The organism is Oceanobacillus senegalensis (assembly GCF_900176885.1).
GTDB classification, from domain to species: Bacteria; Bacillota; Bacilli; order Bacillales; family Amphibacillaceae; genus Oceanobacillus; species Oceanobacillus senegalensis.
In genome coordinates, this window is the sequence record NZ_LT839648.1 from 3,350,893 (window position 1) to 3,365,964 (window position 15,072).

12 protein-coding genes are annotated in these 15,072 nt (G+C 36.6%); all 12 read right to left on the reverse strand.

The annotated features are described in order from the left end of the window. Positions 1 to 78: 78 nt before the first annotated feature. The gene (locus CAO17_RS16165) at positions 79 to 1,554 is read right to left on the reverse strand and encodes a gluconokinase (protein ID WP_085993634.1); all 1,476 of its coding nucleotides are present in this window, start codon (positions 1,552 to 1,554) and stop codon (positions 79 to 81) included. A gap of 280 nt (positions 1,555 to 1,834) precedes the next feature. Next, entirely contained in the window at positions 1,835 to 2,605 is a 771-nt protein-coding gene (locus tag CAO17_RS16170) for an SDR family oxidoreductase (protein ID WP_085993635.1), read from the reverse strand. Positions 2,606 to 2,623: 18 nt separating this feature from the next. Next, the gene (locus CAO17_RS16175) at positions 2,624 to 3,886 is read right to left on the reverse strand and encodes a nickel pincer cofactor-dependent isomerase, group 22 (protein WP_085993636.1); all 1,263 of its coding nucleotides are present in this window, start codon (positions 3,884 to 3,886) and stop codon (positions 2,624 to 2,626) included. Between the two features lie 424 nt (positions 3,887 to 4,310). Further along, positions 4,311 to 4,721, reverse strand: a complete 411-nt coding sequence (mgsA, locus tag CAO17_RS16180) for a methylglyoxal synthase (protein ID WP_085993637.1) — start codon at positions 4,719 to 4,721, stop codon at positions 4,311 to 4,313. A 454-nt stretch (positions 4,722 to 5,175) separates the two neighbouring features. Beyond that, positions 5,176 to 6,585, reverse strand: a complete 1,410-nt coding sequence (locus CAO17_RS16185) for an MFS transporter (RefSeq protein ID WP_085993638.1) — start codon at positions 6,583 to 6,585, stop codon at positions 5,176 to 5,178. A 344-nt stretch (positions 6,586 to 6,929) separates the two neighbouring features. Further along, positions 6,930 to 7,853 carry an AEC family transporter gene (locus CAO17_RS16190; protein WP_085993639.1) on the reverse strand — a complete coding sequence of 308 codons (924 nt, stop codon included), beginning with the start codon at positions 7,851 to 7,853 and terminating at the stop codon, positions 6,930 to 6,932. A 155-nt stretch (positions 7,854 to 8,008) separates the two neighbouring features. After that, complete coding sequence (locus tag CAO17_RS16195; RefSeq protein WP_143833773.1) at positions 8,009 to 9,085, reverse strand: Gfo/Idh/MocA family protein; 1,077 nt, start codon at positions 9,083 to 9,085, stop codon at positions 8,009 to 8,011. Between the two features lie 86 nt (positions 9,086 to 9,171). Beyond that, positions 9,172 to 10,032, reverse strand: coding sequence for a sugar phosphate isomerase/epimerase family protein (locus tag CAO17_RS16200; RefSeq protein ID WP_085993640.1), 861 nt, complete (start codon positions 10,030 to 10,032; stop codon positions 9,172 to 9,174). Continuing rightward, positions 10,029 to 11,039 carry a Gfo/Idh/MocA family protein gene (locus CAO17_RS16205; RefSeq protein WP_085993641.1) on the reverse strand — a complete coding sequence of 337 codons (1,011 nt, stop codon included), beginning with the start codon at positions 11,037 to 11,039 and terminating at the stop codon, positions 10,029 to 10,031. Before CAO17_RS16205 ends, CAO17_RS16200 begins: the two co-directional genes overlap by 4 nt. 89 nt (positions 11,040 to 11,128) lie before the next feature. Next, the gene (locus CAO17_RS16210) at positions 11,129 to 12,271 is read right to left on the reverse strand and encodes a Gfo/Idh/MocA family protein (RefSeq protein WP_085993642.1); all 1,143 of its coding nucleotides are present in this window, start codon (positions 12,269 to 12,271) and stop codon (positions 11,129 to 11,131) included. A gap of 2 nt (positions 12,272 to 12,273) precedes the next feature. Then, positions 12,274 to 13,131 carry a helix-turn-helix transcriptional regulator gene (locus CAO17_RS16215; RefSeq protein WP_179151975.1) on the reverse strand — a complete coding sequence of 286 codons (858 nt, stop codon included), beginning with the start codon at positions 13,129 to 13,131 and terminating at the stop codon, positions 12,274 to 12,276. A 459-nt stretch (positions 13,132 to 13,590) separates the two neighbouring features. Beyond that, positions 13,591 to 15,060: a DHA2 family efflux MFS transporter permease subunit gene (locus CAO17_RS16220; RefSeq protein WP_085993644.1), complete on the reverse strand. Its 1,470-nt coding sequence runs from the start codon at positions 15,058 to 15,060 to the stop codon at positions 13,591 to 13,593. Between the last annotated feature and the right edge of the window lie 12 nt (positions 15,061 to 15,072).

The window sequence follows — 15,072 nt, forward strand, 5'->3', positions numbered from 1 at the left end:
TTTTATTTCAAGACTCTTTACCTGTTACTTTCCTCTAAAAAAATAAGCTCTCCTTTTATTTAGAGAGCTTATGATTGGTTATTTATAAAATTCCTTTAGACTTTCTACTAATTTCTCATATTTATGGAAAATATCCACATATTTTTCGTGGTTCTTCCTGTTTGGCTCAACTACTTTTTCACTAGGTAGGCTAGTTTTAATATCCTCAAATGAATGGACTTTTCCAATTGCTACTAATGCCGTCCATGCTGCTCCCCATGCCGCGTTGTGATGCGTATCGGAAAGATAGATTTCTTTTCCAAAGATATCAGCCATGATCTGTACCCATAGATCGGATTTTGTCAACCCACCATTGACCGTGATTTTTTCTGGTGCACCGGCAATTCTTTCTAAAGATTGTCCAATTTGATAAATATTAAAGGCAATTCCTTCTAATACGGCACGTGTTACATGTTCTTTCTTATGATTAATGCTTAATCCAAAGAAGTTACCTCTTGCTTTACCATTCCAAAGAGGAGCTCTTTCTCCATTAACATAAGGTAAGAAAAGGATTCCTTCCGAACCAATTTCAATTTCACGAGCACCTGCAAGTAATTCATCATGCGTCCCTTCATATTCCATAAGGTCTTTAAACCATTGTAGGGCAACCCCTCCATTATTTGTTGGACCACCAATAATGGAGGTATCATCTGTAAAGGCATATGTAAAAGTCTCCATCTTATCATTTATTGGAGCTCCTTTTACAAACTGACGAATAGCACCACTTGTTCCAACAGAAATATTCACTTCCCCTGGATTAATGGCACCACTACCAAGGTTTGCTAACTGACCATCAGCAGAACCGATGACGATTGGAATCTCCGTTGATAATCCAATTTCATTTGCAATGTCACGATTTAACCCGGTTAAAACCTTCGTTGGAGGAACTATTTCCGAAAGCTGTTCTTTACGGATTCCAGCTAGCTCTAATGCTGAATCTTCCCATTGTAACTTCTTCACATTGAAAAATCCCGTTGCAGTAGCCATGGAATAATCTACAACCCGTTTACCAAACCATTTTACTATTAAGTATTCCTTCATCGACATGATATAGGAGGCATTTTCATATGCTTCGAAATGATTTTCCTTCATCCACATCAATTTCAGAAGTGGCGTCATCGGGTGAATTGGGGTACCGGTTTTTGCATAAATTTCATTTCCGTTTGTACGGATTAGTTCCTCGGCAATATAACTACTGCGCTTATCAGACCAGATGATCATTTGTGACAAAGGCTCCATTTTATCATCAACACAGATAAGGGAATGCATTGCTGCAGATATTCCGATCGTTAACAATTCGTCGGTACCAATATTTGCTTGATTGATAACTGACTTCATCGCTAAAACGGTTGACCTTTCTACTTCTTTTGGGTCTTGCTCGGCCCAATCTGACTTCGGATAATTTGTTGTAATCATCTCTTCCGCTTCAGCAATTAACTTACCATCCAAATTAAAAACAACCGCTTTCACGCTTGTGGTTCCAATATCAAGTCCTACCACTAATTCTCTTGACATAATTACCTCTTCCTTTATCGCATGATTGACTGGCCGGTCGACAAAAGTGCCACGTACTGTGGCAGTGTCAGCACCCGCACTTTCTATGCGTTTAAGCCCCTTAACGAAAATAATTCAATATACTTCAAGAATCGGGGATTAACAGCCAGTAAACTCCTGATTCGTTCATCTAATAATTCAGTGGGAATAAAGAGAATCCCACTGAATGAAGATCTACTTTACAGGTTCATTCTGTAGAAAAGGCCTTGAGGATGATGTCCCCCAAAGCCTTGCCTTTTGATTATATGGTCATACTTAAATAGCCACCGTCAACTCGTAGGAAGCTTCCAGTCACAAATCCAGAAGCTTTGTCTGATGCTAAATAAATTACTGCACCTTTTAACTCTTCTGGCTCACCGAAGCGTTTCATAGGTGTATGATTCATAATGGATTCAATGCGTGCATCATCCATAATCTTGCGGTTTTGCTCAGCAGGGAAGAAGCCTGGAATAATAGCATTTACACGAATACCATGTGGAGCAAATTCTCTTGCTAAAAATTGTGTGACATTATTAACACCAGCTTTAGAAGCAGAGTACGTAAATACTTTAGATAATGGAATATCAGATGAAGCAGATGAAATATTGATAATGCTTCCTTTACGTTCTTGTTCAATCATACGTTTTGCAAAATGCTGGATGGTAAATACCAATCCTCGTAGGTTTACATTCATAATGTCATCCCATTCTTCTGGTTCAATTTCAAAGAATGGAGTACTACTGTTTTTACCAGGGGCATTTAGAACGATATCCCAGCCACCGGCCCAATTTTCAATTTCCTTTGCAGCCTTTTTAACCGTTTCTAAATCACTTACATCTGCTTGAAATGATTTTGCTTCTCCACCATTTTCTTTAATTTCTTTAGTGACCGCTTCAGCCTTTTCCAAATTGCGGCCAACAATAGCAACCTTAGCACCTTGTTCTGCTAATCCTTTTGCCATCGCTGCACCTAGTGTACTATTTCCACCAATGGCAACAGCAACTTTCCCCGTTAGGTCAAATAAGTTTTCCATGCGTATTCCTCCTAGTTATTATTTTAGATCTCCTTGTTCATTAAAAGGAAGTTCATATAGGTCCGAAACTTGCTCCATATTCGGATGTTCGTTCACATAATCTAATAGGGGTTCAGATACCTCAATTTCACCCACGTGTAATGTATCCTTAATACGAACCATTCTAACCTTCGTAAAATCCAAAATATTACATGTCTTAATAGCTGCCTGAATTGCTGCTTTATCCGTTGGCATAGCAGTTGAAATATGAGTTGGGCCAACTACCGTAGATGTTAAGCCATTGGCGTATGTAGATTCCCTGTCCATTTTATCCACTAGACGTTGGGTGGTGAAATCAGCTGTGCCTACTCCGTTTGCATTTCCTTCTGTTTGGGGAGTTAAATCAAGTACAACCATTTTCGTTACATCTGGACCGCCATGCGCATAAGGCGTTGGGTAACGACCTGTAATATTTGGATCCATTCCATCCCCGCTGATATTTTTACCAATTTGATCAATGACGAGAACGTCAATTTGATCTACAAATATCTTCGGTAATAATTTCTTTGCTAACTCTTGTAAATCAGGCTCTTTCCCTTCGATTTCCTTTGCAGCCATAACTTGTAGTTTAGCTACTTTATCAAAAGCATTCTCTACCGTAGCGACCGCAAACAAAATAGGCATTTTATCAATCATCATATTTGCCATAGCAGGGACATGCTCTGCCATATGTTTAAATCCTAATTGATGGCAAGCCTCTGCACCTTTTTGTTTACCTAAACCAATACTTATCATTTTCATAATTCCGCTTTCTACTTTCCCACGGAATGCAGTATGTGGTTTCACGCGATTAATAACAACAATCCCATCTGCTTCTGAAGCATATTTATCAATATAGACAGGTAAACCATTTTCAAGCTCGCCAATTTTGATTACTTCCATAGAAGAGCGAATTTCTGCTCCAACACTTTCTTCCGTAACTCCCAGATGCTCCAAAACTGCTTTTTGTCCAGGTCCAGTGGCACCACCATGGCTTCCCATGCTTGGAACAATAAATGGTTTTGCACCTAAGTCCTTAAGAAATTGAACGGTAGTTGCTGTAATTTCTACTAATGCATCTGTTCCTCTACTACCTACAGCGAGAGCAATCTCAGCACCAGGCTTAACTGTATCCTTAACACTTTCCAATTCTTGTTTTAGAGTTCCTACAACATCCTCTAACTGGGAATTATCAAAAGTCTGCTTTACTTTGGCCATTTTAGGAACCGGAATATCTTGAACTAACTCCTGAAGAATACTCATACCAATCCTCCATTTCATTCATATTAATTAACACAGGTTATTCCTATCGTTCTCATTCTTACCTTTTTTATGAGATAAGATAATATAAAATTGAGGCAAGTGTTATTCCATTCGTCAAGCAAGAAATAGTCACATCACGCTTCAACATACAGAAAATACTTGGATGAGCGCTTACACCTTTAAACACATAATATAGAATAAAAGTAGCAAACAACTCACTAGTTCATTTTATAGGATATTTAATCTATTATTTAATTTGTTTATTAGATAAACAAATTATCATTAAAAGAATATCACCAACAGCATTATTCGTCAAATAGTTCTCTATCCCTTAATATGAATCGGTTAGACCTAGTGCTGGGAAATCAATCATTTGATTAAGTACCCACCATTTGCAATTTTCCGCCTTGTGGAATTACTCGATTTATTGTTTCGTACTTTGTTTCACAATTTCTCTCCAGTGTAAATCACCACGTTCTAAGGCATGGATGATTAACTCTGCTGTCCCCATATTGGTTGCAAGAGGAATGGAATATACATCACATAACCTCATTAAAGCAGAAATATCAGGTTCATGGGGCTGTGCTGTTAAAGGATCACGGAAGAAAATAATAATATCCATTTCATTTTCTGCGATAAGTGCACCAATTTGTTGGTCCCCACCTAATGGACCAGACTGAAAACGGTGAACGGTTAGACCTGTATTTTCTAATATTCTTAGTCCTGTTGTACCTGTTGCAAATAGTTCATGCTTTTCTAAGCTGAATTTATAAGCTTGTGTAAACCGAACCATATCGTCTTTCTTTTTATCATGAGCGATTAAAGCAATTTTCATAGTATCTACCCCCATTATCTGTGATTAGTTTTAATATATAATTGTTAGAATAAATATAAAGTAAATCTTCCATCAGAGATTCTCTTTCATCTTAGATGATTGCATCGGGCTTTTAGGGCTGTCCTAGAGGGATTTGTTTTTCCTTCATTTTTGAAGTAGGGTCCCCTTAACCTTCGATAAAAAGGAACTGTTTATATTCTAACCTATATACCTATCTTTTTTAATAATCCGATGTATACCCTTCCATTTTCCAAAAGTTCACTACTACCTATATAGAAAAATATTTATAAATTTGTTTGCTATACAAATAAATTATACAACGTCAGAGACGAAAATCAAAAGAAGGATTTATCAATTTTCAATATTTTTCATACCAGTATAAATAGCAAATACTATTAAACTAGCACAAATTATTAAAAAAGCCCCCACATCGGTGAGGACTCTCGTTCATCGTCTAAACAGCCTTTTTCCTTTCTTCCCGCTTCTCGGCTAAATTAATTTCAAGCTGTTTTGTCCGTTTTTTGTTTAATGGATAAGCAAATACAAGTATAAGGAATACAACAAAGTAGGTAATGGATGGCACAAGTGTTGCTACCGTATAAATCCCATCCTTCACTTGCTCAGTTTGCGTTTCAGCTCCAGAGTTATATCCTACAAATGTAAGTGCATAACCTGTAAGACCACCGGCAAATGCCTGTCCAACTTTACGAGCGAAGGAATAAATCGCATATACTGTTCCATCTTCACGGGAACCAGTTAAATATTCTTGATAATCAATTGCATCTGTAACAAAGGCCCAAATAATCAGGTTAAAAAATGCAAACCCAAACAAGCCGATTACGTTAACTGTTAAAAATACCGGCAAAGATATATTTGGAATCATAAAAAGTATTAGGTAACCGGTACCCGCTACGAACATCCCTCCTGCTGCAACTTCCTTTTTACCAAAACGCTTTACGAGTGGCGTTAATGCAGGCATTGAAAAAAGTACAGCCCCACTTTGGATAAGAGTAAATGCACTTAATGCGGTTGCGCTTTCAAAATAGTCTTTGAACAAATATACGTTAATAGACATCACAAGCATCATTGTCATTATAAATAATAGTGAAGCAATCAAGATTGTAATTAATGGCGTATTTTTAACAAGACCTTTTACTGTTTTCTTAAAGTTAAGTTTTTCACCAGGTTTTCTTTCGGGTTGCTGAATACGCTCTGTTGTAAGATTCACACAGCCCATGTAGCACGCAAACGCTAAAATACTAAATATAATAGCCATCATGAGCATTCGATTTGCAGAAATGTCATTATTTACGAATACAATGAGTGGTGCACCTGCATTAATGATCAGGCCAGCTGCCGTAGCACCCATTGTTCTCCATCCCGATAGTGAGGAGCGATCAGTGGAATCACCTGAAATAACTGCAGCCATGGAACCATATGGAATATTTACGCTCGTATAAAGCATGCCCCACAAGATATAAGTTACATATGCATAAGCTAAATAGAATCCATCTGACATTCCAGGAATATAAACAAACATTAACGCACTAGATATAACAAGTGGTAATGACATCCTAAAAATCCATGGTCTAAATTTCCCCTTAGGTGTGTTCTTTCTGGAGTCGATAAAACGTCCCCATAGTACATCAGTTACAGCATCCCAGAATCGGGCAACTAAGAATAATGTACCAACTGCTGCTGCACTAATACCGAAAACATCCGTATAGAATACCATCAAGAATGTGCTTACAAGAATAAAGGAGAAATCGTTTCCAAAATCACCGAATAAATAGCCAATTTTATCTCTCAAGCCAAACGGGCGAACGGATTGATTTGTACCATTTGACAATCTATTTTTACTCATTATAAAACCCTCCAAGAATAAAAAGTATAGGATTATAAAAAAACTGATAAATAACTGATAAAACTAGTACTAGTTTTATAGATTATTTTGTCCGCCAAACAAACTAACTTATGTATCTATAATATATGAAAGCGTTTTTCTTTGCAAGTCTTTTTTTTTTGGCAATTTATAGATTCATTAAACTTTTAATGGTACTATCACTTCTTAGCTGTAGTAAGGCCCCCACTTTTAACAATAGAGATAAATGAAAACTTAATAGTGGGAAGCCTTTGTCATACACTAACATTCAGTAGGGATTGAAAAAACCCCAGTGAATAAAGTCTCACTTTAAAATCTACCTAAAACTAAAATAGAACTCCTGCAAAATAGATTACTAACGAAACGGTAATCGCACTAATAATAGTAGAAAATAGAACCACCTGTGCTGCAAAATCAGGGTAATTCTTGTATTCCTCGGCGATGACCGCGCTATTCACAGAAGTTGGCATAGCTGAAGCAATCAGTAAAGCCTGGGCGGTTATTCCTTCTACTTGAAATATCCATATAATAAACAATGCAACCATCGGACTCATCACTAGTCTAACGGTAAGACTAGAGTAGATAGCGGACAGTCCTGCTTTAAATTGAATACGCGCCACTTGTGCTCCTAATGTTAGTAATGCAAGAGCTATCATCGCATCTGCAATATAATTCGCTGGAACCCAGATAACAGATGGAATGGAAACATTAAACGCGTTGAATAATAGGCCAGCCAGCATCGCGTATAGAATTGGCATCTTAAAATAGCCAATCATCGCTTTCCATTTATTCGTATTCACCGATTGTAAAGAAAAAATTCCATAAGTAAAAGTGAAAATATTTTGTAATGTTAGTATAATCACTTGAATGGACATCGCAAAAGGATCACCCTTAAATACTAAATCATTGACAGGTACCCCATAATTACCTGAATTAAAGAAAATGATACTATTAGAAAAAGTAGTTCTCTTCCCTTTGTCTAACCGTAAAATTTTAGCAAAAAGGATGGAGAAAACATATAAAATAATGAGTAATAGTACAAAAAATAATAGAACATATCCAAATAAACGAACCGAAAATGTTGTGCTATATAGTTTCACAAAAATAAAGGACGGTATAACAAAATAGATATTTAACTTTGACAAGGTGGATATATCGAGTGCAAATTTTTTCTGCAAGATAAAGCCAATCGCCATCACGATAAATATTGGTAAAATGATATCCTTAACAATCGTAAATAGCTCTAACAAAATCAAACCTCCTTTATTAAATAGAGTAAATCTTCAATTAGTGGTTTTTTCTTGATCCCTTGAAGTGGGGGATTACCATGCCTAAACCTACGATAAAATTCAATAGAAAAACGACCCAAGCAAAAAATAGATGTTTGAGTCGTTTTTCACCATGTCTATTTTGTTACAACTATTGCCTCTTCCTGTGCCTTCAAACATAATTCAGCAGCTTTAAATGCATGCTCCTGTGTCATTGCATTCTCTGTGCGGTTAATACAATCTTTAATTAACTCACCAAAGAAAGGAAAACCTACTGTTCCTGATAGTTCATAATGTTTCTCTCCATCTTTATTAACCAAGTAAAGATGGTCTCCTGTTTCCTCTCTTGCTACATCAACATATTTACGAATTTCAATTGTACCCTCTGTTCCTGTAATAAATGTTCTACCATCTCCCCATGTGCTAAGGCCGTCTGGAGTAAACCAATCCACTTTAAAGTAAAATGTGGCTCCATTATCTCCAACTAAAGTCGCATCTCCGTAATCCTCCAACTCTGGATATTCTGGGTTATTATAATTACCTACTTTACTGTGTAATACTTTGGCATCTTTATTATCTGTGTAATATAAGAATTGTTCGATTTGGTGACTGCCAATATCACAAAGAATTCCACCGTATTGTTCTTTATTGAAAAACCAATCAGGACGACTTGGTGCGTTCAAGCGATGTGGTCCAAATCCAGTAACTTGAATCACTTTACCGATGGCACCATCCTTAATAAGTTGCCCAGCAAACACTGCCCCTTCTACATGCAGACGTTCACTGAAATACACCATATATTTCTGTCCAGTCCGCTCTACAACCTTTTTCGTCTCTTCTAATTGCGCAAGTGTAGTAAATGGGGTCTTATCTGTAAAATAATCCTTACCCGCTTCCATTACTCTATTTCCCAAAGAACTACGTTCAGAAGGGATTGCAGCAGCAGCAACGAGCTTAATTTCATCATCATTCAAAATTTGCTCTAATGACTCTGCCACTTTTACTTCTGGAAACTTCTCAACAAATTCTTCGACCTTTTTGGCATCCGGATCATATACCCATTTTAAAGTTGCACCAGCTTCTACTAGCCCATTACACATCCCGTTAATATGTCCATGATCTAATGCAGCAGCTGCAAATTGGAATTCTCCTTCTTTAACGACCGGATTGGGCTTCCCCTTTGGTGCATAATTCATTCCGTCTTTATTTCCCAACTCTATCGCTCCTTTAATTAAATAGATAGAACCAAACTTCTATCCATTAGTCTTTTTTCGTAATCCTTTAATTCAAATAGATTCCATTAAAACCAATCTGTGTATCCTAGTTCTTTCAAGTTTTTAGCAGATATTTCCAAGCAATCAAATGGATCTTTGCCATACGTATCATCTTGTTCGATAAGGAAGTATTGTGCTCCACTTTCAAGGCCAGCTTCCATGATGGCTGGAATATCTAAGTTCCCTTCACCAACTTCTGCAAACTCAATGAGATTAGTAAATTTAGTGAAAAATTTACCCATATCTTGTAGATCATCTTCATTAACGTCCAATTTACCAATACGATAATCTTTAAGATGTAGTAATGAAATTCTACCTTTGTATTCTTTTATAAATTCTACTGGATTAACCCCAGCTCTTTGGATCCAATGTACGTCTAATTCAAAACCAAGCTTAGAAGTGTTATTTTTCATTAAATCTAATAGGTACACTCCATCATATTTTTGGAATTCAATATGATGAGTATGGTAATACAATTCAATACCATGCTCAGCTAAACGTTCCGCCATTGCTTCTGCTCTTTCAATGAATGCCATGATTTCATCTTTATCACTCATTACATTTAATGGAAGCATACCAATCCGGATAAAATTACAATTTAGTGTTTTACAATCATTTACGATTTTGTCAAAATCATTTGCTAACGTTTCACCAGGTGCTCCTGGAAGCATTGGCTCAAGACCTGCAGAAAGTGCAGCAATTTTGATGCCGAATTCCTCACTTGCACGTTTTAATTCAGCAACGTTTTCTTTCGTCATTGGAATTTGAGACACTTCAACTGCACTGAAACCAAGTTCATGTAATTTTTTCATGGTTTCGTATGCACCAATTTCTTCTACCTTATTCTTTAGCATCATCATTTGAACGCCGATTTTACCTTTAGTCATTTGTAAACCTCCATTGGAATTATTTGTTTTATTTCAGATGACCTGCGAATAGCACTAATCATTTCCATTGATATTTGAGCTTCCTTCACTTGAATGTAATCGTGGGTATCCTTTTCAATACAGGAATAGAAGTGATTAATTAACTTAGAATGACTTGCACCATAATAAAATTTCGCACCTGGAAGTTTTTCATCTTCAATCACTCTTACCTTTTTACCATCTTCATTGGTTTTTGTTAGAATACTATCCTTTATGGTAAGCTTCCCTTTCTCAAGGATAACCTGAAATTCTACGGAAGAGTTTGTCGCATTGGTCACCGTTGCAAAAAACAATCCTGTTGCGCCATTTTTAAACTGTATATTTGCTGTAGCAGTATCCTCTACTTCATATCCGTAGTCAAATAGGTTATCAACAGAACCTCTAATCGTATTAATTTCCCCACCAATGATTTGCATTAAATCTAAGGTATGAATAGCTTGATTAATCATCACGCCACCGCCCGATTGCCTCATTGTTCCTCTCCATGGTTTGATGTCATAATAAGCCTTTGGTCTAAACCAGGTGACTAGACCTTTTATCCCTAAGATTTTCCCATACTCTCCACTTTTTACAAGCTCTTTAAGCTTTATAAAGGTTTCATTAAATCGGTTTTGAAAACAGATGCAAATCTTCACATCTTTATACTTCTCTTCTAAATCAACTAAGTTCATACCTTCCTCTGCATTTCTTGCTAAAGGCTTTTCTTGAAATACATGTACACCTTTTTCTACACAAGCTTTTGTAGCTGGGTAATGAAGATGGTGTGGCAAGCAAACATGAACACAATCTAGTGGTTCTTTTTCGAGCATCTCGTGATAGTCCGTATAAAAAGGCACTCCCGGAACTGTATTTTTAAGTGACTCATCGATATCACAAACAGCTACTAACTTCGCCTTTGAATTTTCTTCAATAGCTGGTATATGGATCTTTGAAATATCACCAAGTCCTATGACTGCCACTTTAAGCATTGATGTGCCTCCTTTTTCAGGGAAAATAGATTAGAAAAATAAAGGAATTTAACCTCCATTTTCCTAATCCCTTCATTTACCACTGTATTTTATTTTTCTTCTTCGATTCGTTTGTTTAGTTCTTGAAGATATAATTCTTCGTCTACTGGAAGCTCTACTTCTTTACCTAACCAGCTAGAAAGGTGAATCGCATTGGCTAATGCTACTCCATTGATACCATCACTTCCCGGAGCAATTAACTCTTCACCGTTTAGAATATTAGCAGCAAAGTTTTCTAATACGGCAACATGCTGGCCGCCCCAAACACTTTCAAATTCAAGTACTTCTGTTTCATAAATCTCATCCGTATCGCCACCCATGACGATTTTGGCAATATCCATCATGTTCATTGTTTTATTCATTTCTGGTTCAGGTTTTTTAAGTCGTTTAATGGTCACTTTCTTACTGTCGTCTACAACAATTTTTCCATTATCACCTAAAATTTCAAAACGGTCTGTTCCGATTACGTCATGTGTACATGTTATAAACACACCTGTTGCACCATTACCATAGTCAAGTATAGTCGTTACTTCGTCTTCTACTTCTATATCTCTTTGGTAACCATATTTCACATTGGAATATACCTTCTTCGGCATACCAGCAATCCATTGTAATAAATCAAGTTGGTGTGGCGCTTGGTTTACAAGTACACCGCCACCTTCACCTTCCCAAGTTGCTCTCCATGCACTTTGATCGTAATATCCTTGTGGTCTCCACCATGTTGTAATGATCCAGTTTGTACGGCGGATATTACCAATTTCCCCATTATCAATAATTTCTTTTACTTTTTGATATAATTCATTCGTTCTTTGGTTAAACATGATTGCAAAAGTAAGTTCTGGTTTTGACTGAGCGAATTCATTTAATTCTTTGACTTGTTTCGTATAGACACCAGCTGGTTTCTCACCCAATACATGGACATCCCTTTTCAGAGCTTCAATTCCCATTTCTGGATGTAAGTAATGCGGCACGGTCGTTACTACAGCATCTACATCTCCACTTTCAAGCATATCTATATAATTATTATAGAATGGAACATTTGGATACTTTTCTTCTGCTTCTTTTTTCTTTTCTGGGTCTGTATCACAAATCGCACCAATCTCCATATTTTTAACTCTTCCTTCAGAAATAAATCCTGCATATGCTCCACCTTGTGCACCAAATCCAATAATACCTAATCTAACTTTACTCATAGTTAACTCTCCTCACTATATATTTTTAAACGTTCCCTACGATACTCTTTTGCAGTCATTCCCACTTTACTTTTGAAATAGTTGCTAAAATGGGGAATGCTTTCAAAACCGCTTTCATTCGCGATATCTTTTAATGGTTTCTCCGGTTCTGCCTCTAGCAAATATTTCGCCTGTGTTAAGCGTGAACCCATAACATATTCCATAATCGTAAATCCCGTCATTTCTTTAAACACATGTGAAACATAGGATTTGCTAATATTTAGTGATGTCGCAATGGAATCGATTGTCAACTTATTCATATAGTGTTTTTGAATATACTTGGCAATCCTCTCAGCATGTTCTGCCTTTTCCGTTTTCCCCCTTGAAATGGTCAAGGATTGTGACTGACCAAGGCGATGTAAAATAGTTAAAATTTGCAATAATAACGATTTCAATTCTAATCCCGCATTAACATCATCTAACTCAGACGTTCGCTGTAAACTTCCCATACGACTTATCACTTTCTCCAATTGTTTAAATTCTTCATTCTCTTTTGTTCGAATGAAACAATGATGGAGCGTTTCAAACACATCCAATAAGTACAATCCACCTATTTGTTTTAACATTCCTCTCAACCACTGCGGGGAAAAGTGAATAACACTTCGAACATATTCGTTATTTGGAGGAACATTCGGCTTGTGAAGAGCCAACCCATCCATTAACAAAATATCGCCAGGTTCTAGGTCATAAATCTGATTATGAATTAAATACCTGCATGTTCCAGAATGAAATAGATAGATTTCATATTCCTTGTGTGAATGGTAGTCTGCATTATCCCAAGCGCCGTGAACACGATAGTTCACAAGTAAAGGTTCATCCAATGAAATCGCCCCCATTCCGAACCACCCTTATTATCTCACTTATTGAAAGCAATATCATTACCCAACACTGCTAACATTCTCTTAAAAATTACCTGAGACTGCTTTATAAAAAACTCTATTAGATAATCCAACGGGGAACAAACTATTACTGAAAGTATTTACAATATAATTATAAGGTATACCAAATAAAGAGGAACAGGATTATTATTACATTTTTAGGACTAATTAGATTTGAATCACATTGTACATTGATGAGACTGGGTAACCTGGAAACCCATACTATGTATTCCTGCTCAAATATTCCTTTAAATCCTTATAAATATTCTACTTACAAAAATAACCTCCCCCTGAAATGTGCTATTATAATAACAAAATAGTACATTTCAAGGGAAGGAGCTTTTAAAAATTCCCTGAATCGCTGGTATATTAAAAAAACTACAATTCCTATCATTCAGACCTTTACCTAGATGCAATTTTTCTTTCATTTTCCGTTTCTATATCCCTTTTCGATTCTATATCTTTTATCGGTTTTCTATCCCTTATATTAAATGTAATGGCAAGACCGATGATGGCTATGATTCCTGAAACAGTATAAGAAACATTCACACCATGAATTAAACCGTTTATCCCTTCTTCCGGAATGACAGCTGTGGTCATTATCGTTATTGGCAGTGCTGTACCAATTGCGCCAGACACTTGACGAAATGTATTATTCACCGCTGTTCCATGTGGAATCAATCTTGTTGGTAAAACATTTAACCCAGCCGTGGTTACTGGCATCAAGACCATAGCAATGCCAAGCATTCTAAATATATTAACGGTAGCGATATAAGTGAATGAGGTTTCAGCGGTAAGAGCTGCTAACATAAATGTAGTTATGGTGATTAAAGATAAACCAATTATTGCGAGCCATCTTGCTCCGTATTTATCAAATAACCTTCCTGTTATCGGATTCATAATCCCCATTAATATAGCGCCTGGTAATAAGGCTAAACCGGATTGAAATGCAGTAAAACCAAGCATACCCTGCATATACAAAGGTAATACAATTGCATCACCAATCATCACTAAAAATGTGATCATGCCGATCATCGTTGTTATCGTAAAAACCTTATACTTAAATACTCGAAGTTCTAGAATAGGTTGTGTTAACTTTAATTGCCTGAAAGTAAACCAGGTTAATGCAGCCGCACCTACCACAAAGGAAATAACCACTTCCATACTTCCCCAACCCGTAGTTCCTGCAATACTGAATCCATATAAGATACCACCAAAACCAAATGTAGATAATATAATAGAGATAACATCAATCTTTGGATTCGTTAGTTTCGTTACATTTTTAAAATTAAAATATGCGATAATCATATTAATAATAGCTATCGGTAAAATCATATAGAACAAAGTTCTCCATGCAGCATTTTCGACAATATAACCTGCTAATGATGGGCCAATTGCTGGTGCAAAGGCAATAACCAAGCCAAACATTCCCATAACAGACCCTCTTCGTTCAATCGGAAAAATTAATATCATAACCGTCTGCATAAGTGGCATTATAATTCCAGCACCTGCCGCCTGAAAAATTCGACCAAGCATTAGTATAGAGAAGCCCGGTGCGATTGCTGCCAAAAGTGTTCCGAATGCAAATAAACCCATAGCCGATAAAAACAAGCCTCGTGTTGTAAACTTCCCTATTAAAAAAGCCGTAATTGGAATCATAATACCATTTACAAGCATAAATATGGATTGAAGCCATTGTGCGGTATTCTCATCTAAATTTAAATCAGCCATGATGTGAGGTAATGCTACTCCTAATAATGTCTGGTTCAAGATTGCTACAAATGCTCCAGAAATTAATACAATCATTATTGGCGTTTTTTTAATTTTTTCCGTAGATTGACCTCCATTTTGTTGTTCTACCAATATCTTCATCCTTCTTTCCAA